At 68.2% G+C, this 18,112-nt stretch carries 20 protein-coding genes; 2 read left to right on the forward strand and 18 right to left on the reverse strand.

Annotated features, from left to right (window positions below):
- Positions 1-40: 40 nt before the first annotated feature.
- Positions 41-595, forward strand: a complete 555-nt coding sequence (locus EET10_RS09600) for an alpha/beta hydrolase (protein ID WP_036403998.1) — start codon at positions 41-43, stop codon at positions 593-595.
- Positions 596-836: 241 nt separating this feature from the next.
- Positions 837-1,577: a gamma-glutamyl-gamma-aminobutyrate hydrolase family protein gene (locus EET10_RS09605; protein ID WP_036403895.1), complete on the forward strand. Its 741-nt coding sequence runs from the start codon at positions 837-839 to the stop codon at positions 1,575-1,577.
- Between the two features lie 62 nt (positions 1,578-1,639).
- Here the strand turns inward: EET10_RS09605 and EET10_RS09610 are convergent, their stop codons facing one another.
- The 18 genes from EET10_RS09610 to EET10_RS09690 all read right to left on the reverse strand — a co-directional run bounded on the left by EET10_RS09610 (position 1,640) and on the right by EET10_RS09690 (position 18,111).
- On the reverse strand, positions 1,640-2,809 hold the full coding sequence (locus EET10_RS09610; RefSeq protein WP_122502102.1) for a PPE family protein: 1,170 nt from the start codon (positions 2,807-2,809) through the stop codon (positions 1,640-1,642).
- Between the two features lie 797 nt (positions 2,810-3,606).
- Positions 3,607-4,839: a PPE family protein gene (locus tag EET10_RS09620; RefSeq protein ID WP_122502104.1), complete on the reverse strand. Its 1,233-nt coding sequence runs from the start codon at positions 4,837-4,839 to the stop codon at positions 3,607-3,609.
- 14 nt (positions 4,840-4,853) lie between these two features.
- Positions 4,854-5,045, reverse strand: coding sequence for a hypothetical protein (locus EET10_RS29150; protein ID WP_063468512.1), 192 nt, complete (start codon positions 5,043-5,045; stop codon positions 4,854-4,856).
- 533 nt (positions 5,046-5,578) lie between these two features.
- Positions 5,579-6,700: an alkaline phosphatase family protein gene (locus tag EET10_RS09625; RefSeq protein ID WP_122502105.1), complete on the reverse strand. Its 1,122-nt coding sequence runs from the start codon at positions 6,698-6,700 to the stop codon at positions 5,579-5,581.
- A gap of 1 nt (position 6,701) precedes the next feature.
- Positions 6,702-7,445 carry a DUF6390 family protein gene (locus tag EET10_RS09630; protein WP_276862912.1) on the reverse strand — a complete coding sequence of 248 codons (744 nt, stop codon included), beginning with the start codon at positions 7,443-7,445 and terminating at the stop codon, positions 6,702-6,704.
- Between the two features lie 2 nt (positions 7,446-7,447).
- Positions 7,448-8,587 carry a hydrogenase formation protein HypD gene (gene hypD / locus EET10_RS09635; protein WP_036403887.1) on the reverse strand — a complete coding sequence of 380 codons (1,140 nt, stop codon included), beginning with the start codon at positions 8,585-8,587 and terminating at the stop codon, positions 7,448-7,450.
- Positions 8,588-8,603: 16 nt separating this feature from the next.
- Complete coding sequence (locus tag EET10_RS09640; protein ID WP_036403885.1) at positions 8,604-8,876, reverse strand: HypC/HybG/HupF family hydrogenase formation chaperone; 273 nt, start codon at positions 8,874-8,876, stop codon at positions 8,604-8,606.
- Between the two features lie 15 nt (positions 8,877-8,891).
- A complete protein-coding gene (gene hypE / locus EET10_RS09645) occupies positions 8,892-10,004 on the reverse strand; it encodes a hydrogenase expression/formation protein HypE (protein WP_081260837.1) in 1,113 nt (370 codons plus the stop codon).
- Positions 10,001-10,663: a D-sedoheptulose-7-phosphate isomerase gene (locus EET10_RS09650; RefSeq protein ID WP_167480154.1), complete on the reverse strand. Its 663-nt coding sequence runs from the start codon at positions 10,661-10,663 to the stop codon at positions 10,001-10,003. Before EET10_RS09650 ends, hypE begins: the two co-directional genes overlap by 4 nt.
- Positions 10,663-11,379, reverse strand: coding sequence for a HypC/HybG/HupF family hydrogenase formation chaperone (locus EET10_RS09655; protein ID WP_244601901.1), 717 nt, complete (start codon positions 11,377-11,379; stop codon positions 10,663-10,665). Before EET10_RS09655 ends, EET10_RS09650 begins: the two co-directional genes overlap by 1 nt.
- Positions 11,376-13,724 (reverse strand): carbamoyltransferase HypF, encoded by a 2,349-nt coding sequence (gene hypF / locus EET10_RS09660; RefSeq protein ID WP_122502107.1) that lies wholly within the window; start codon positions 13,722-13,724, stop codon positions 11,376-11,378. The genes EET10_RS09655 and hypF overlap by 4 nt, the downstream gene beginning before the upstream one ends.
- A complete protein-coding gene (locus tag EET10_RS09665) occupies positions 13,721-13,978 on the reverse strand; it encodes a HypC/HybG/HupF family hydrogenase formation chaperone (RefSeq protein WP_036403990.1) in 258 nt (85 codons plus the stop codon). The genes hypF and EET10_RS09665 overlap by 4 nt, the downstream gene beginning before the upstream one ends.
- A gap of 2 nt (positions 13,979-13,980) precedes the next feature.
- On the reverse strand, positions 13,981-14,481 hold the full coding sequence (locus EET10_RS09670; protein WP_122502108.1) for a hydrogenase maturation protease: 501 nt from the start codon (positions 14,479-14,481) through the stop codon (positions 13,981-13,983).
- Positions 14,482-14,499: 18 nt separating this feature from the next.
- Positions 14,500-14,619 carry a DUF6893 family small protein gene (locus EET10_RS32225; RefSeq protein ID WP_023372388.1) on the reverse strand — a complete coding sequence of 40 codons (120 nt, stop codon included), beginning with the start codon at positions 14,617-14,619 and terminating at the stop codon, positions 14,500-14,502.
- Positions 14,620-14,631: 12 nt separating this feature from the next.
- Complete coding sequence (locus EET10_RS09675) at positions 14,632-15,945, reverse strand: hypothetical protein (RefSeq protein ID WP_036403879.1); 1,314 nt, start codon at positions 15,943-15,945, stop codon at positions 14,632-14,634.
- A complete protein-coding gene (locus tag EET10_RS09680) occupies positions 15,942-16,586 on the reverse strand; it encodes a DUF6084 family protein (RefSeq protein WP_036403988.1) in 645 nt (214 codons plus the stop codon). Before EET10_RS09680 ends, EET10_RS09675 begins: the two co-directional genes overlap by 4 nt.
- A gap of 8 nt (positions 16,587-16,594) precedes the next feature.
- Complete coding sequence (locus EET10_RS09685) at positions 16,595-17,221, reverse strand: DUF5947 family protein (RefSeq protein ID WP_036403877.1); 627 nt, start codon at positions 17,219-17,221, stop codon at positions 16,595-16,597.
- The gene (locus EET10_RS09690) at positions 17,218-18,111 is read right to left on the reverse strand and encodes a NifU family protein (protein WP_036403875.1); all 894 of its coding nucleotides are present in this window, start codon (positions 18,109-18,111) and stop codon (positions 17,218-17,220) included. The genes EET10_RS09685 and EET10_RS09690 overlap by 4 nt, the downstream gene beginning before the upstream one ends.
- Position 18,112: the final 1 nt, after the last annotated feature.

Consider the following 18,112-nt stretch of genomic DNA (forward strand, 5'->3'; position numbering starts at 1 on the left):
ACTCAGCCCAATTCCCTGTACTTTGGCGTAAGTGTCCGTGATGATGACCACGCTCGACGGATTTCCGGTTCCGGTAGCGGTAGCGGGTCCGGCAACGGGGGTCGTCGTCACCATCCTGGGCGCCGAACAGCGTGCCGTCGCGGCCTACGGTGCGATTTGTGAACGCCTGCATACGGCATCGCTTCGGACCGTCGTTATCGGCGCTGACACGCGGCTGACCCCCAAGTCCGTGATAGGCATCCTTGACGTCCTGGCGATCGGTTGGGCGGTGGTGGTCGGTGACCGTGCCGGCGGCGAGCTCGCGTGGGAACTGGCGGCGACCCGGCTGGGTCGGTTCGCCGGCCTGGTGGTCATCGATCGCGGGCATCCGCGCGTGGCCGATGTCAACGGCGTGGTCCGCGACGCTCACTGCCCGCCGGTGGAGATCAGTACCACCGTGCTGGTGAGTTCTCCGGCCGCGCGGAAAGTCGCCCAGGACAGTCAGCGACTGGCCTACGCCGATTACCGCGTCGTGGACCTTCCGGCGAGACGCAATGCAAACGACTCGACCGCGCAGTTGGCCACCGAGATCGTCCTGCGTACCAGCGGCTGGTAATGGGTCGTCGAGCGGCATGTCGTGACGTCGAGTTCGGCGAGCGATATCGCCGTGCCCGGTGCTGCGGCTCGGTTTCGCCTCATTTATCATGTCCCACAATGCTTTCCGCTGGTTGCTCGCTAGCGGCAGCGGTGCGCGGGCGTCGCGGCCGGTGCCGGGGCGGCGAGGGTCCGTCGCGCACCACAATGCTCAGGTGAAGCTCGCCGGGTTGAATGCGGCGGTGATCTATTGAGGAGCCAACGTGGTTTCGAACGCTTTTACGGGCCGGGGGCCGGTAGTCGGTCTGACGACCTATCGGGAGCAGGTGCAGGCCGGCATCTGGAACGTCGCCGCGAGCTACCTGCCCGCCGACTACTCCGATGCCGTCATCATGGCGGGCGGTATCGCGGTGTTGCTGCCGCCGCAGCAGGTGGATCCCGAGATCGCCGACCGGGTGCTGGACGGCTTGCATGCGTTGGTGATCACCGGGGGATATGACCTCGATCCCGCGGCGTACGGTCAACAACCGCATCCGGCCACCGACCGACCGCGAACCGGCCGCGACTCCTGGGAATTCGCGTTGCTGAAGGGCGCGCTGGACCGGGGATTGCCGGTGCTCGGGATCTGCCGCGGCGTGCAGTTGCTCAACGTCGCGCTCGGCGGCACGCTGCATCAGCACCTCCCCGAGGTCATCGGCCACGGCGGGCATTGCGCGGGCAATGCGGTGTTCACCACCTTGCCGGTCAGCACGGTGCCGGGCACCCGGTTGGCCGGGCTGATCGGGGAGGCCGCCGACGTACCCTGCTATCACCATCAGGCGGTCGGCGACGTCGCGGCAGGTCTGGTGGTCAGCGCGACCGACGCCGACGGCGTGGTGGAAGCGCTGGAATTGCCCGGAAGCCGATTTGTGCTTGCAGTGCAATGGCATCCGGAGAAGGCCCTGGACGACTTGCGGTTGTTCGCCGGGCTGGTGGAGGCGGCCCGCGGGTACGCGGACCGCTGAATGCCTGCCCCCTGGGGCCGACACCGCAGCCGAGATCACCAACCGCACGAGCGCGGACGCGGTCATCCACCCGCCGGCGACCGGGGAACGACGGTGGAACGCAGCTCGAACCGCGAAGCCGAAGGGCCGCCGCTATCTCGCCCGCCCATGCTCGTCAGCGGCACGAACGGCACGCCCGATGGCCCGACTTCCGCCGGTCCGGACAACGCAGCGCTCCAGCCGGCACCTGACGACCCCACCGAGGGGGCGCTTGCCGACACAGCGGTCCAGGCATGCGGCACCGACAGCGCAACTAACGACATGCTGCGGCCCATGGACGCAGCCAGCCCGGCGCCGCCGCCCGCGCCGGGCGACAGCGACCCCAACAAGCGCGTCCCGTAATCGACGGCCTTCATCGCACCCGCGGCGGCCGCGGTGACCGGCGCCGTGGCCGCCTTGGCGAACCCCATGCCCTTGTCGAGGAAATTCAGCGGATACATCGCGAAATTCAACGGTACGGTGAGCGAGCTCAGTTTCGACAGCGACGTCGACACCGACGTAAGGGCGGTATCCAACGAGGTAACCGTCGCCGACGCGGACAGCCCTTGAAGCGCGTGCGGCAGCGTCGAGAGCAGCTCAGACCCCGCCAGAAGGGTCTCCTGCACCTGGGTGGCCGTTGCGGCACCGCTTGCCCGGGCGAGGCCGGCGCGTTGTCTGGCCGGCCCGGCCGGGTCGACGACGGACGGGGGCGCGGTGAACGGGGTCAGCCTGGCGGCGCTCGCGGAAGCGCCGGCATAGGCATACATCGCGACAGCGTTTTGAGCCCACATGTACTCGTATTGGGCCTCGGTGGCGGCGATCGCCGGGCTGTTTTGACCCAGGATGTTGGTCGCGATCAGAGCCGTCAGCACTGCCCGATTGGCGGCGATCACCGGCGGCGGAACGGTTGCCGCGAACGCCGCCGCGTGAGCGGCGGCGGCCGCCTGTGCCTGGACCGCCGCCCGTTCGGCCTGGCCCGCCGTGGCGGCGAGCCACGCGGTAAAGGGTGTTACGGCTTGGGTCATCGCCGTCGCCGCCGGACCGAGCCAGTCGGCGGCCAGACCGCAGGTCGCTGAACCGATACCGCTGGCCGCCGCGTACAGCTCGGCCGACAGCGCGTCCCAGGCCGCCGCGGCGGTCAAGATGGACGCCGAACCCGGACCGGAATACCTGCGGCCGGAGTTGATTTCCGGCGGCAAACTACCGAAATCCATTATTAATTCTCCCGGGCCAGCGGACGGCCGACTGTGTCGATGATGGATTGCGTTGTGCTGCAATAGAACATGAGGATCTCCTTGAGGCATGGGTGAGCTGCGCCGGGGCGCGCCAACCGCGGCGCCGGCTTGATTCGCTCGTGTCAGTCGATTTCAGGCAGCGCGATGAGCGCGATGGGATTGCGTACGCCCATTGCGGCGATACCGCTGCCGCGGTTGAACTCTCAGCGGCGCTGACGCGGTCGTGACGAGGGGTCGCGAGGCGCCGGGAGGCGGCGCGTCAGCAGCGTGCGACGCAGAGTAGGTTCACAATGTCCTGGCTGGATACGGCGACCGCCGGCGCCGGGGCGCCCGGCACGCCCGCGGCTTGCCCGGCCGCGGTCAGTGAGGCCGGCGTCGGCAACGACCACTGCGATGGCGCCGAACGCGACCATGTCGGTGGGCGATCACGTTTCAGGCCAGGGCTTTTGAACGGCTTATGACCCGTCGAGGAGGAGCCGTGGTCGGAATTGCCGGTGGCGCGGGTGCCAATCTCGTTGCGCTTGCGCGCCGGACCGATACCCACAGCATCGTGTGACGCCACGACCGGATCCGCCAACCACGTGGCACGCTCGACCCGCAATGCCCAGCATCCGGCAAGGGCAGATAGCAAACTCAGAGCGGCGACAACGGCGATGGCCCGCTGCCATCGCGTTGGTTCACCCCGCCCCGCAAACTCACAGCGCACCCACTCTACCAGCGGCGGCACCGTCCGACATGCGAATGTTTGTACCGGTTTTCGGCTGCCGGCCGCGCTGCTACCCCGCGGCCGGGGGATGCATCATCACGGTTGGTCGGAACCCGTAGCGGGGGGCTTCGGCGAAACCGCGACCGCCCAGGCTGCTCAGCGGCATTCCGCCGAGCATGCTGGGCGTTGCTCCCGGCAACGCCGGCGCGGCGCCGGTGACTTGTGACGGCAACGCCGACGCGGCGGCACCGAACGACGATGTCGCCGTCCAGGTAGGCGGCACCGACAACGGTCCGATCGTCGCGGCATTGCCCACTCCCGCCGACACCGCGCTACCGAGTCCGCTCGCGGCGCCGAGCTCGCTTGCGGCGGACACGGCGGCCTCCTCGACCGCCTCGGCGGCCGCGCTGGCGCCTTGCAGGCCGACAGCATCGGCCAGCGTGCCCAAAAAACTACCCGGCGTGTAGAAGCCGGACGAGAGGGCGCTGAAGTAGACGCTGCTCAGTGCCACGCCAAGCGGCGATCCATCGGCTCCGGACAGGAAATTGAGAATGCCTGCCGGGCTGGATAAGTCGGCTCCCGTGAGGCCGATCCAATTCTGCATGCCGGACCCGTCCAGTCCGAGCAATCCGAGCAGATCGGTGCCGGTCGTGCTCGCTCCGGCGGGTGCGGCCAGGCCCTGCAGTGCGCCGGGCACGGTCTGCATGACTTGCGACAACGCGGCCTGACTGGCCGCGCTGGTCCCCGATGCGGCCTGGATAAGGGCGCCACCGTCGCCATTGGTGGTCACGGGTGCATCGGCGAACGGGGTCAATTGTGATGCCGCAGCCGAGGAGCCGGCGTAGCCGTACATCGCCGCGGCGTCTTGAGCCCACATCTCGCCGTAGAGCGCCTCGGTAGCCGCGATAGCGGGGGTGTTTTGGCCGAGCAGGTTGGTTGCGGCCAGCGAGGCCAACAGGGCACGGTTGGCCGCGATCACCGCCGGGGGCACCGTCATGGCGAACGCAGCCTCGTATGCCGCGGCAGCGGCTTTGGCTTGGCCCGACGCCCGTAGTGCCGCCGACGCGGTGCTCGCCAGCCACGCGACGTAGGGGCCGCCGGCTGCGGCCATGGCTGCCGATGCCGGCCCCCGCCACGGCCCGCTCGTCATGCCTGCGATCACTGTCCCATATTCCCTTGCAGTCAAGCTCAATTCGCTGGCCAGGCCGTCCCAGGCCAGCGCGGCGGCCAGCATCGGGCCGCAGCCCGGGCCGGTGTACATGCGTGCGGAGTTGACTTCCGGCGGCAGCGTTGCGTAATCCATTGCTCTACACCTCCTCAGGCAGTGACGGCTGCGTTGGCCACCGCGCAGACCGCACGGGTCATCTGGCCCGGCACGACGAATTGCATTGTGGTTAAAGCCGATGCATAGGCGACGACGGCGTCGGCCACCACTGCGACCGCTCCAAACGATTGCCGGTTATGGGCGGCTGCGGACGGTGTTTCCGGTAGGATATGAACGAATGGCATGGGTTGCTTCCTTCGGATGTGGTTCCGGAGCCGGCGTCGGTGCGCACGGCCGGAGTGCACGACAACGACACGCCGCCGTGCATGAACGATGGCTTGCTGAACCATGTTTCAGTTCAGCAAGCAGGTGAGCGGTGATTCATCCCACGGCAGGGCAAAGCCCCGTTCAGCGGGCTCCCGCTTGAAAGATCCTGGTGTGCAACGGTTGCCAGGCCAACCTAATGTCACATCGGCGGCAGCACGGTGGCGACCGCGGCTTGAGATATACCCAAGCCGATTGTCCGACACCGGTCAGTCGCGGCATCCGGCCGCAGCCGTCCATTTCTCCTCGACCTGACCACAGGTAGCGATGCGGCGCGGCGGCTTACTCGCGGCCACAGCCGGGCACGGGCGCGGCGGGAGCCGGCGAATTGAAGCACCGGCCATGGCTTCACCTCAAGTTTCCGAAGCGTTCGTAGAATTCACATAACTACACTCGCCGTCCAGATGCAATCGGTTCGCAGGACAAAATTGCGAACAAAGTGCGGAAGCTGATGTCAGCCCGCGAAGGCGATCAACGGGATCGCCATCTCGGCGTCTGTGGCCGCACCGTGAAATCCGATGAGCCGAGCCGTTTCCGGAGGTTCGTGGCCCGTTGCCAGCACGGCCGTTTCGCCGCGGCTGATGACGACGACGTCGCCGATCCGCGGCAGGTGCCGTGGAGTCACCGGGCCGAACAGTCCCGTCGCCACCGCCTCCTGGCGGCTGTGCACATCCGCCCGGCCGGCCAGCACTTCTCTCCAGCTGGCCAGCACATCGCCGGTAGCGCCGGGTTGGGTGTGCAGGTAGCGCACCCGCGGTTCGCCGGCTACCACGCGGATTCCCGCCCTCAGCCGCGGGTCGGCATCGAGGTCGAGCCGCGCATCCGCGGGCACGTTAAGGCCGCCGTGGTCGGCGGTCACCAGCAGCGCCGCATCCGTGGGCAGCGCCTCGACCAGGCGGGTCAGCAGGTTGTCGATGTTGCTCGCCGCGGCGTGCCATTGCTCCGAACCGATGCCGAACAGGTGTGCCGCGGTGTCGAGTTCGGCGGTGTAGCCGTAGACCAGCCCGGGGGCCGCGGCCAATTCGACCGCTATCTGGCTGGCGTAGTCCTGGCCGTGCCGCGTCGGGCGAAGCTGCGCGCCACGGTATGCGGCGGCGGTCAGACCGCTACCTAGAAACCACTCCGGCAACACGGCGCGCGCCTCGACGCCGGCCCGGGTGAGCCGCTCGAACCAGGTGGGCAGCGGTTGCCATTGGGTGTGCGGCGGATCGTCGCGCCACCGGATGTGGTTGAGCACCGTGTCGGTGCCGGGAACGTTGAGCGTGAAGCCTAAAATGCCATGCTCGCCGGGCTGGGCTCCGGTGGTCAAGGAGACCAGGTTGGTGGGTGTGGTTGACGGGAACGCGCAGACGAGGTGGCTGAGCCGCCCGGTGGCGCCGGCCAGGATGGTGGCGAGAAGCGGTGCGTCGCAGGCCAATTCGGGCAGCAGGTGCCAGCCCAACCCGTCGACGAGGATCACCAGGACGCGACCGACGCGGCCGACCGGTTCCACCAACCCCAGCTTGTCGACCGCTCCGGAGACCCCGAGCAAGGCGGCCGCGGCGGGCAGCACGTCGCAGATCGAACCGGTCGTCACACTACACACGCGCCAGGCGCCGGCTGGTCACCCGCAGTTGTCGATCGGTGCTGTCGGCCAGCGCGCGCACCTGGTGCGGCCGCAGCCGCCCGCACAGCCGGCTCCAGTGCACGGCGACGTCGTCGCCGGCGGCAACGTCGGGCACCGCGCTGTACCCGTCGGCCCAGATGTCGAGCACCCGCGCCGCGGGCTCGGACAAACCCAGCGTCGCGCCGTCCCAAACCAGCCTTCGGCAACGGATTTCGACGACATCGCCGGTGCGGGAAAGGACTGTGCCCCAGGTGATCCGGCAGTTGTCCAAGACACTCAACGGGTGCTCGTCCATGCCCCGGCCCAGGAACCGGGTCCACGGATAGACGCCGAGGACATGAAAGCAGTGGTTGGCGGCGGCCTCGTCGGCCAGCTGCGGTGTGAGGTGCGACCAGTAGCGTCCCGCCTGCGGCCCGATGATGGCCAGCAGTTCGTCGAAGAACCGGCCGGGATCGAGGTCGGCGCCGATACCACCGCCATGCCAATACGATTCGACCAGCCGGTAGTCCAGCGGGTCGGAGATGCCGGTCAGGCGTGACAGCACCCGCAGGTACGGCCAGGCCCCGGAGAACTTCGCCGCCGCCACCCGCACGTCGTCGGCCGAGCCGTCGCGCAGGGTGGCTCCCAGCGGGGGACCGCAATAGCCCAGCGCGTTGGGGGCATAGGCATACCGGGCGAACATCTCGGCGCCCGGCTCCACGCCGCGTCCGGCCACTGTTACCCCCGCCCCGAAGACCCCACCAGTTTGACGGCGTCACGGTGCATGCGACCGAAGTTGTAGTAGGCGGCACACGCGCCCTCCGGCGACACCATGCAGGTTCCGATGGGTGTCTCCGGGGTGCACGCGGTGCCGAAAACCTTGCATTCCCAGGGCTTGAGCACACCTTTGAGCACCTCGCCGCATTGGCACGCTTTCGGGTCGGCCACCCGCACGCCGGGCATCGCGAACCGCAGTTCGGCGTCGAAGTCGGCGAAATCGTCGTGCAGCCGCAGCGCGCTTTGGGAGATGAAACCCAGGCCGCGCCATTCGAAGTGCGGGCGCAACGCGAACACCTTGCCCATCAGCGCCAGCGCGGCCGGGTTGCCCTGCTCGGGCACCACCCGCTTGTACTGGTTTTCCACCTCGCAGCGGCCCTCGCGGATCTGGCGCAGCAGCATCGCCACCGACGCCAAGATGTCCAGTGGCTCAAACCCGGAGACCACCAACGGCTTACCGTAGACCTGCGGCACGAACCGGTACGGCCGGTTGCCCACCACAGTCGAAACATGGCCGGGGCCAATGAAACCCGACAGCCGCAGGTCCGGTGATTCCAAGATGGCCTTGATCGGCGGCACGATCGTGACGTGGTTGCAGAACACACTGAAGTTTCGCAACGCCAGGTCGCGGGCGCGCACCAGCGTGACCGCCGTCGACGGCGCGGTGGTCTCGAAGCCGATCGCGAAGAACACCACCTGTCTGTCCGGGGTGTCGACCGCGATCTTGAGCGCGTCCAGCGGCGAATAGACGAAGCGCACATCGGCGCCGCGAGCCTTGGCATCCAGCAGGCTGCCGGCCGAGCCGGGCACTCGCATCATGTCGCCGAAGCAGGTGAAGACGACGTCGGGCTGGCCGGCCAGCCACATCGCGTCGTCGATGCGACCCATCGGGATCACGCACACCGGGCAACCGGGGCCGTGCACCAGTTCGACGTTGTCGGGGAGCAGATGTTCGATCCCGTGCCGATAGATGGTGTGGGTGTGCCCGCCACAGACCTCCATGAACTTGAAGTGTTCGGGCCCGGAGCCGGCCAGATGCTCGATCACCGTCAGCAGTTTGCGCGCCGCGGCCGGATCGCGGAATTCATCGACGAATTTCATGGTGTGGCACCCCTGTTCAGATGATCGCCGACGAATCGAAGGCTTGCATTTCGGTGGCGTAGGCGTCGCCCAGCTTCTGGATCGCGTCCAGGGTGAGCAGCGCCTCGGTCTCGTCGATCTTCGCCATCGCGAAACCGACATGGATGAGCACCCAGTCGTCCGGCTGCGGCATGTCCTCGTCGAGTAGCCGCACGCTGATCGTCCGCTGCACTCCGCTGACGTCGACTTTTGCCAGATAGTTTGCCGGGTCGATGATCTCGACGATCCGTCCCGGAATGCCCAGGCACATATCGGCTCCTTTAGGTCAGCAGATTCGCGGCAACGGATCGCCGACCAGCATGTCGACGATCCGGGTACCGCCGAATCCGGTACGTAGTACTACGGTTTCGGCCGGTTCGGCGACGATTTCGCCCACTTCGGCCGCGTCCGCGCCGAGCGGATGCGAGCGCACCGCGGCCAGCCCGGCTTCGGCTTCCTCGGGTGCGACGACGGCGACGAACTTTCCTTCGTTGGCCACATAGAGCGGGTCGATGCCCAGCAGCTCACACGCGCCGTTGACCATCGGGGCCACCGGAAGCCGTTGTTCTTCCAGCAGCACCCCGAGCCCGCAGGCCTGGGCCAGTTCGTTACAGACGGTGCCCACCCCGCCGCGGGTGGCATCGCGCAGCCAGCGGGTCGACGGCGCGGCCGCCATCAGCAGTTCCACCAACGGGCTGAGAGAGGCGGTGTCGGAACGGATGTCGGCCTCGATGGCCAGATCGCCGCGGGCCAGCATGACCGCCATGCCGTGATCGCCCATCGACCCCGACAGCAACACCTTGTCGCCGGCGCGCACCGCGTCGGCGGACAGCCGCCGCCCGGCGGGAATGATCCCGGTTCCGGTGGTGGTGACGAACAGGCCGTCGGCAGCACCTTTGGGCACCACCTTGGTGTCGCCGGTGACGATCTGCACCCCGGCCTGCGCGGCGGCGGCCGCCATGTCGGCGACGAGTTCCTTCAATTCGGCGATCGGGAAGCCCTCTTCCAGCACGAAGGCAGCCGAGATCCAGGACGGCACGGCGCCGGCCATCGCCAGGTCGTTGCAGGTTCCGTGCACGGCCAGCGCGCCGACCGAGCCACCGGGAAAACGCCTGGGCGCCACCACGAATGAATCGGTGGACATGGCGACCCGCTCACCGCTGGGTAACGGGAGCACCGCGGCGTCGCCCAGCGACTCCAGCATCGGGTTGCGGAATGCCTCCACGAACACCGCATCGACCAGCGCCGCCGAGGCTTTGCCCCCGGCTCCGTGGGCCAGGGTGACGTGGTCATCGAGCAGCCGGGGCCGTCGCCGGCGGAACGATTCGATACGCTCGATGACCTCACCCTCGGCAAAGCGTGGCCCCGACGAGAGGTATTCGCTTGCTGATTTGCTCATGCGGCCCCCAGATCCCGTTCGCCCCGTTGATGCACGGTCAACCACAGCTGATAGCCCAGCAGCGCTTGGGATTCCTGGATCCGGTGCACGCTTTGTGACCGAACAATGAAGCAGGCATCCACATTCGGGTTGGCGGCGAAGGCGCCGCCGTCATATCCGGCGAAGCCGATGGTGTACAAACCCCGCTGGCGCGCCTCGGCGAGCGCGGCCAGCAGGTTGGGCGAACTGCCGCTGGTCGACATGGCGATCGCGATGTCACCGGCCTTCGCGCGGGCGATCAGCTGGCGGGCGAACACCAACTCGAATCCCACGTCGTTGCCCAGGGCGGTGAGTATCGCCTGGTCGGCGGTCAACGACCAGGCCGGTAGCGGCGTACCGATCGGCGGCCGGGCGAACAGCCGCGCCACGGTGGTGGAATCGGTGCAGCTGCCGCCGTTTCCGAAGGTGAACAGCCGCCCGCCCGCCGCGAACCGGCGCGCCATCTCGGTGGCGGCAGCCGCCACCAGGTCGGCGTTGGCTTCCAGGGTGGCGCGGCGCAGGGCCAGGCTTTCGGCCGCTTTCGCCTGGGCCGAGGCGGCCAGGTCGGCCAGCAGCGATTCGGGGTTCTGCTCCTGCGCGTCGATGAACGGATACAGGAAGTTGGTCGGCTCGTCGCTCATCAGGCGTCCTCCTCGAGCCGGCTGATCGCCGTGCCCGCGTGCACCAGCACCAGATCGCCGGCCGCGACCGGGCCGACCAGGCCGGTCACCACATCCTCGACACCGCGCGCGGTGCGCACGGCGGCCAGCCCGTCAGCCGAACCGGCCACCACTTCGCCCAAGCGCCCCTCGTCGCTACAGGTGACGCAAACCTCATCTGCGCATTCAGGTTTGAGCAACCCTGGATGCTCGAAACACACATGGGTCAGCTCCCACAACACGTGATAGAAGAGCACGAAGCCGCCGGTTGCGGGCGCCCGCGGGTCGGGATCATCCAGCCACAACACATGGTCGGCGGCACCGGCTTTCGGGCGCTCACCGCTACCGATCCACAGCGTGGTGGCACCCCAGGCCGGACTGCGTCGCATGATCGAGCGTACGTCGGGCTGGTCGGCGCCGGCGACCGCGACGACGATGTCGCCCGGGCGCACCGATACCCGCACCAGATCCACCAGGTCGGGACCGGTCAGGGCCACCGCGGGCAGGGCGCGTTTGCCCATGATCACCGGGTGGACGAATTCGACCGCGATGTGCAGGGCATGCGGCTCCCACGACGGCGCGATCGACCACATGGTGGCGCCCGCCGCGAACCGCTTGGCCAGCGTGAAAGCAGCTGCTGCCAGGTCAGCGGCCAGCTCGGCACCAAGTCCGCGGTCGATGGCGGTGGGGATGGTCACTGCTCAGCCTCCTCCACGCCGGTGAGCATCGAAATCACGGCCTGACCGAGAGCCAGCCCACCGTCGTTGGGCGGTACCGTGTGATGGGTCAACACCTCGAAACCGAGGCGCTGCAACCGTTCCCGGCACGCGCGCAGCAGCAGCACGTTCTGGAACACGCCACCGGTCAGGCCGACCAGCCGCACGCTGCCGGCCACTTGAGTAACCACCCGGACGACGGCGTCGGCGACCGACCGGTGGAAACACGCCGCCAGTAGCGCCGGCGGGGTGCCGGCGCGCAGCGCCGACACCAGGGTTTGCACCATGGTGACCGGATCGATGACCCCGTCGGTCCCCACCATCAGGGGCAGCGACGGCCCGGCCCGGTCACCCGCCGTCTCGGCCAGCGCTTCGAGTTCGATGGCGGCCTGGCCTTCGTAGTCGATCCGGTGGCGCACCCCGAGTATCGAGGCGACCGCGTCGAACAACCGGCCCATGCTCGAACACGGCACACAGCCGGTGCCGCTCTCCAATTGCGAACGGATGAGCCGCAATTCGTCGGGTGTCGCGGCGGTGATCGGCGCCAGATCCGGGGTCCAGTCGAGGTCGGCGAGCCACAGCTGCGACAGCGCCATCCGCCAGGGGTTGCGCACCGCGGTATCGCCCCCGGGCAGCGGTACCGGCAACAGGTGCCCGGCCCGGACGAAGCAATGGCTGTCGCGGCCGAGGACGAGAATCTCCCCGCCCCAGATGGTGGCATCGCAGCCGTAACCGGTGCCGTCGAAGGAGACTCCGACGACGGATTCGCCGAGGCGCCCGTGTTCGGCCAGCAGCGATACCACGTGCGCATGGTGGTGCTGCACCAGATCCAGCGGCCGATCGCCCGCGTGGCGCTCCGCCCAACCCCGGGTGTGATACCCAGGATGCAGATCAGCTGCCAATCGCTTTGGCGTACCGCGTATTTCGCTGAGCTGGCGCACCGCGTCCTCGAACGCGCGCAGCGTCTCCCAGGTTCCCATGTCGCCGATATGTGCGGACAGGTACGCGCGACCGCCATCGGTGAGGCAGAAGGTGTTCTTCAGTTCCCCGCCCACCGCCAGTACGGCCGGGCCGTCACGCCCGAGGTCGACCGGCAGCGGGGCATAGCCGCGGGACCGGCGGATCGGCAGCTCACGGCCGGACCCGCCCTCGCTGACCACCCGCACCACCGAGTCGTCACAGGGCACATGGATGGGCCGGTCGTGGTCGAGCACCGCATCGCACAGTGGCGAAAGACGCTCTGCCGCATCGATATCGGTGAAGCAGATGGGCTCGTCGGAACGGTTGGCGCTGGTCAGCACCAGCGCGTCGGGAACCGGTCCGCCGTCGCCGGGCACCGGGGCCAGCAGCAGGTGATGGACGGGGGAGTACGGCAGCATCAGTCCGAGCAGCGGACTACCGGGCGCAACGGAGTCGGCTACCGCGGCGGTGTCATGTCGGCGCAGCAACACGATGGGTCGGGCCGGACCAGACAACACCGCCGCCTCGTCGTCGTCGACGTAGGCGTAGCGGCGGGCGACGTCCAGATCGCGCACCAGCATGGCGAACGGCTTGGCGCCCCGCGCCTTTCGGGACCGCAGCGAGCGCACCACCGCGTCGTCGTCGACCCCGCAGGCCAGGTGGTAACCGCCGATCCCCTTGATGGCGACCACCGCACCGGCTGCCAGCGCCTGTTGGGTGGCCGCCAGCGCGGCGTCGGAGCCGCGAATCCGCCCGGCTGCTGACCGAAACCACAGCGACGGCCCGCAGTCCGGGCAGGCGATCGGCTGCGCATGGAACCGGCGGTCGGCAGGGTCGTGGTATTCGGCGGCGCAGCGTTCGCACATGGCAAATCCTGCCATGGTGGTACCCGGGCGGTCATAGGGCAGCGTGCGGATGACGGTGAACCGTGGCCCGCAGTTGGTGCAGGTGATGAACGGGTGCCGGTAGCGCCGGTCCCGGGGATCGAACAATTCGGCGATGCAGTGGTCGCACACCGCGACATCGGGCGGAATCGGTGTGGTGGCCCCCCCGACCGTCTGGCTGGCCACGATCCGGAATCCGGATGTGCTTGTCTCGGTTGCGATCTCGTTCGTCGAGACCGAGCTGATCCGAGCCAGCGGCGGCGCCTCGGCACGCAACCGGCGGGCGAACTCGTCGAGCTGGGCGCGCCCACCCTGCACCTCCACGAAGACCGCGCCGGAATTGTTGCCCACGAACCCGGCCAGACCCAGCTCGGTGGCCAGCACGTGGACGAACGGACGAAAACCAACCCCTTGGACGACACCGGTCACGATGATGCGCCGCCGAAGGTGGTCGGAGCGCAGCAACAAGGGCGTGTCGGTCATGTCAAATCGCCATCGGGATTGCGGCCCCGCCCCATCAGCTCCAGGCCGGCCATCGCCTGCTCGGCTCCGGCCCGGTCGGTTTTCTCGACCACGAAGCCCATGTGAATGATCACCCAATCACCGGGTGCGAACGTCTCCTCCGGAAGCATGCCCACGTTGACTTTGCGCTGCTCGCCGGTGACGTCGACCAGTGCCAGCTGCCCCTCGTAGCCGTCGAGCATCCTGATCACCTGACCGGGTATGCCCAGACACATGATCAGCACTCCTCTCGGATCGCTTCCGGGGCCGAGGTTGTTCGCAACGCCGCGACGATATCCTCGACCGCGCGGGCGGCGCGGGGGACGGCCTTGGCGACGGGTTCGCTGAGCCCCATGCCTTCTTCGACGCTACCCGCCTCGCACCCGACGACGACGGTGTAGGGCGGCGTGCCCCCCAGCGCCCGCAGGTTGGCGAACACGCTGGCCGGATCCATGTTGTGCGCATCCAGGGTCGTCGGGTCGGACCACCAGTCATGATCGGCCTGGAAGACGTGCAATGCGCCCGGATTGCCGCGGCTGGGCACCGCGTCGACCAGCACCAGGGTGTCCCAGCCCTCGAGCAGGTCGTAGGCCAGATGCATGCCGCGGATGCCGTAGTCGATGATGCGCACCTGCGAACCGTCCTGCGGAATCTCGGCGTGGCGCAGCACCTCGGAGCCGAAACCGTCGTCCCCCAGGAAGATGTTGCCGATTCCGGCGACCAGGATGCGCGCTGTCATGGTTTGGCCTGGGCCCGGCTACATCCGCCGCAGCTTCAGGTAGCGGCGGGCATCCGGTAGTGATGCCACACCCAAGGCCACCGCGACGGCCACCACCAGAGCGATGAGGGCAATGAACACCCAACCTAAGACGTCCATGGCGAACTCCTTTCACGTGTTGTGAGTTTGTAGCGGTTCCACCTCGTCAGGGGAGAAGTACAGGTAGCGGCCGTACCACTCGTGCAGTTCGGCCGCCGGATCGTCGTCGACGACCACCGCGACGTGCGTGTTGCCGTCGACGTCCTGATGCACCGACGCGACGCGGGCGCTCTTGCCGGCGACGAAAATATCCTGCGCGTCGGCGTTGCGCCGCGGCCGTAACCGGACCCGGCTACCCCGGTCGATCCGGACTCCGTTCACCAGCACCGCGTCGATCTCGGGACGAACCGCGTCGTCGGCCAGCGGATCCCACCAGTCGAGCCCCTCGGGCACCTCCGGGACCAACCCGGCAACCCCGTGCGGATCGCGCAGCACCCCGTGCAACCGGGCCATGTCCTGCGGCGACATGGCATCACACCGGTCGATGATCCGTGCGGCCCGAGGATCGGTGGCCCGCGCCTGAGCTTTTTCTTCGTCGGTCATCGTCATCACGCGCAGCGTCAGGATCTCGTCGATCTCGGTGCAGTCATAGAGCGCGGTGCTGCTCTGTTCGGCCACTTCCGGGTGGTCGTAGAGGATGATCGGCGAAATCAGCAACAGGTCGTGGCTGCCCGGCGGCCCGGCCAGCACGGGAAAGCATCGGTGCTGGGTGCACCGCGACACCGCAGCGGCGGCGGACGGCGGCGGCTCCAGTAACGAAACAAACTGGCCGCCAACGACTTCGGAGATGATATGGGTGCCGATCAGCGACCGCGCAATCGCGTCGTCCTTGTCACAAGGGCTGGGACCGACGTTGGCGATATTTACCGTGACCCGGCGCAGCTCACCGTCGGGTTCGCTGCAGACGGTGAGCTCGCCACGCACCTGTCGGCGGTGGCGAACCAGCCGGCCACCGTCGACGGATTCGACGTCGGTCGCCTCCTGCGCCAGCACCGGCAGCGTCCACGGCTGGTCCTCGAATGCCAACGGGCCGAAGGACCTTTCACATTCGACGGCTTCGTCCCAGGACAGCCACGATCCCGACGGCGTGGTCAGTTCGGCCACGGGCTCGAAACCGCCGCCGGCACCTTCCCGCTCGGCGCGGCGGTGCTGTAACTGCAGGAACCGGATCACCAGGGTGATCGCCTGCGCGCCGTCGACCAGGAACTGCGTGGCCATCGTGTCCTGTTCGCCCAGCCCGGCGGCGGCCGCGCCCGGTGGTCCCAGAACGCCGAATTGCCAACGGGATTGGTTCTTGCTGGACGACCCGCGGTACGGGTAGAGCAGGTAGCCTTCGTAGAGCACCGCGTCGGCGACGGCGCGGGCGTGGTCCCAGCTGGAGGTCACGGGCTTGCCTCCCGTTGCGATGCGTCGGCCAACAGCGCGGTGAGAGCGTGGTCGAGGTCGAGCAGGCCGCGCGCCGACTTGTAGTGGGCCAGCGCGCTGATGGTGTCATGACTGAGCCGCAGCCACCCGGTGTTCGGGTAGTGCTGGGCCATCAGCTGTCGCCAGACCGCGACCGGCATGTCATAGCGGTCCTCGCAGTCCCAGGACACATGCTGCACCGAGAAGCCGCGCTCGGATTTGACGAAAACTGTTCCACTGAAAAGGAATTGAAGGGGGATCGCGCCGTCGCGCAGCGCGTGCAGGTACTTGGCCGCGGCCACCTCGAAGTCGTAGCTGCAGTCCAAGGGCAGCGCCGCGGTGGTGTGGCCGGTGAAACCCGCCACCATGGCGGTGCAATGCTGCCACAGGAAGGTGCGTTGGGTGCGTGCCCAGCGTTCCCGGGGTCCGAACAAGTCGAGCAGTCCGGCGGCTTCGTCGTCGGAGTATCGCCGGCGTAGCGGCTCGATGCGGACCTGGCAGCGCAGCGCGATGGCGTGGACCGGGTCGTCACTGCTGGCGCCGACGCCGATACGGGCGGTGAGCACCGGGCTGACGGTGTACGGTTCCGGTGCCACGTCGAGCACGGCGAAGGTCAGGTCCATCGGCTGGGTCACCGCGGCATCTCCCGTGCCTGGGCGGCGACCCGCTCGAAGAAGCCGTCGATGAACTCCCGTGCGTCCTGGCCGCCGTCGAAGCCGCGCCACAGCAACCGCAACCGGCCCACGAACTCGTAGCAGGAGTCGATCGGCACCAGATAGCTTTGCGGAGGCCCAGATTCGGGGACCCGGACCAGCAGCGCCTCGACGTCGTCGGCCACTAGGCCAAGCCGCGGGTCGGCCCCGCCGAGGGCGTTCCAGGCGTCGAGATCCAGTTCCGATTCGGTGGCGCCGGCTGGACCCGGGTAGAAGGCGACGGTGCGGCCAATGGCTGAGTTGGTGAAGAAGAAGGCGACGCCGACCGGAATCTGCAGGGCCTCCCAGGTGGGCCGGTCCAGCGCGAAATCGGGGAACCCAAGATACCGGTCGGGTACGGCGCGGTAGCGCAGCTCGGCTTCGGAGTCGGTGAACAGCAGATAGCAGGCGCGGCAGACGCACATCAGTTGCCGCCCGGCCACATTCACCACATGCTGATGCTCGTCGGGTATCGGCTCCGAACACATCTCACATCGTTCGTCGGCCGGTTCTGGGGCCCGCTGGTTGGTCCTGATCCGGGCCAGGACGTCATAAGGACTCGTCATGCCGAAGCTCCCATGGCTTCGGCCAGCGCGGAGGGTAGTGCCACCGAGAGCACGCCGTCGCGGGGCAGCAGCGGCAACGGCTCGAGATGCGCCCCGTTCGCACCGGCACCCGCGTGCACCACGTCGAATCCGGTGTCGCAGCGCGGGCAGCGCAGCAGCGCGTCACACAGTTCCGCGCCGGCCAGCGTGTCGTCACACATCGGACAGTGGTCGCGGTAGGCGAACGTGTGGTCGCCGACCCGGCACGCCAGCCACGCTGTTCCCTCGACCAGGAAACCTCCGACCTCGCCGGGTGCCAGGTCGTCCAGCTCCGGCACCGGGTGCCAGGAGGTGGCGTCATGGCTGTCGGAATGCACTCGCGCCAAGAGGGTTTCGGCCGGAATGAGGGTGCCCGGCTTGGTGTCCGTGACCAGCTCGATCGAGCAGATCTCCGGGGCGGCCGCCCGGATGGCGTCCTGCACCGCCAGCTCGAGCGTCACCGCCGACGACGGGCAACTCTTGCAGCTCCCGGTGAACGCCAACCGGACGACGGTGTCGGTGACCTCGAGCAGATCGACGTCGCCGCCGTGCGAACCCAGGTAGGGGCGCACCCGTTCCAGCGCGTCCGACACCCGCCGGTGCGCATCGTGGGGGTGCAGGCCGTGTACCAGGAGCAGGCTGGCCACCAGGTCGTCGGTGGCCAGCCGCTCGGCCAAACCGGGGTCGTCCAGCGATCGCATGATCCGCTCCAGCCCGGCTCCGTAGAGCCCGACCACCTCGCGGACCAGCTGTTGGGCGCGTTCGTGCGCGGCCGTCCCGGCCGCCGCGCAGGAATCCAGCAAGGTCTGGATTCGATCGCCCGCGGTGCGCCATTGTGTGTCGTTCTCGGGGGTATCCGGGCGATCGGCCATG

Source organism: Mycobacterium pseudokansasii (assembly GCF_900566075.1).
GTDB classification, from domain to species: Bacteria; Actinomycetota; Actinomycetes; order Mycobacteriales; family Mycobacteriaceae; genus Mycobacterium; species Mycobacterium pseudokansasii.

Bases quoted from the DNA above. Each gene is read 5' to 3' on its own strand.
- EET10_RS09650 (WP_167480154.1), bottom strand. From the start codon at position 10,663: ATGAGCGACGAGCCGACCAACTTCCTGTATCCGTTCATCGACGCGCAG.
- EET10_RS09640 (WP_036403885.1), bottom strand. From the start codon at position 8,876: ATGTGCCTGGGCATTCCGGGACGGATCGTCGAGATCATCGACCCGGCA.
- EET10_RS09600 (WP_036403998.1), top strand. From the start codon at position 41: ATGATGACCACGCTCGACGGATTTCCGGTTCCGGTAGCGGTAGCGGGT.
- hypF (WP_122502107.1), bottom strand. From the start codon at position 13,724: ATGACCGACACGCCCTTGTTGCTGCGCTCCGACCACCTTCGGCGGCGC.
- EET10_RS09665 (WP_036403990.1), bottom strand. From the start codon at position 13,978: ATGTGTCTGGGCATACCCGGTCAGGTGATCAGGATGCTCGACGGCTAC.
- EET10_RS09670 (WP_122502108.1), bottom strand. From the start codon at position 14,481: ATGACAGCGCGCATCCTGGTCGCCGGAATCGGCAACATCTTCCTGGGG.
- hypD (WP_036403887.1), bottom strand. From the start codon at position 8,587: ATGAAATTCGTCGATGAATTCCGCGATCCGGCCGCGGCGCGCAAACTG.
- hypE (WP_081260837.1), bottom strand. From the start codon at position 10,004: ATGAGCAAATCAGCAAGCGAATACCTCTCGTCGGGGCCACGCTTTGCC.
- EET10_RS09620 (WP_122502104.1), bottom strand. From the start codon at position 4,839: ATGGATTACGCAACGCTGCCGCCGGAAGTCAACTCCGCACGCATGTAC.
- EET10_RS29150 (WP_063468512.1), bottom strand. From the start codon at position 5,045: ATGCCATTCGTTCATATCCTACCGGAAACACCGTCCGCAGCCGCCCAT.
- EET10_RS09680 (WP_036403988.1), bottom strand. From the start codon at position 16,586: ATGGACCTGACCTTCGCCGTGCTCGACGTGGCACCGGAACCGTACACC.
- EET10_RS09610 (WP_122502102.1), bottom strand. From the start codon at position 2,809: ATGGATTTCGGTAGTTTGCCGCCGGAAATCAACTCCGGCCGCAGGTAT.
- EET10_RS09690 (WP_036403875.1), bottom strand. From the start codon at position 18,111: ATGGCCGATCGCCCGGATACCCCCGAGAACGACACACAATGGCGCACC.
- EET10_RS32225 (WP_023372388.1), bottom strand. From the start codon at position 14,619: ATGGACGTCTTAGGTTGGGTGTTCATTGCCCTCATCGCTCTGGTGGTG.
- EET10_RS09685 (WP_036403877.1), bottom strand. From the start codon at position 17,221: ATGACGAGTCCTTATGACGTCCTGGCCCGGATCAGGACCAACCAGCGG.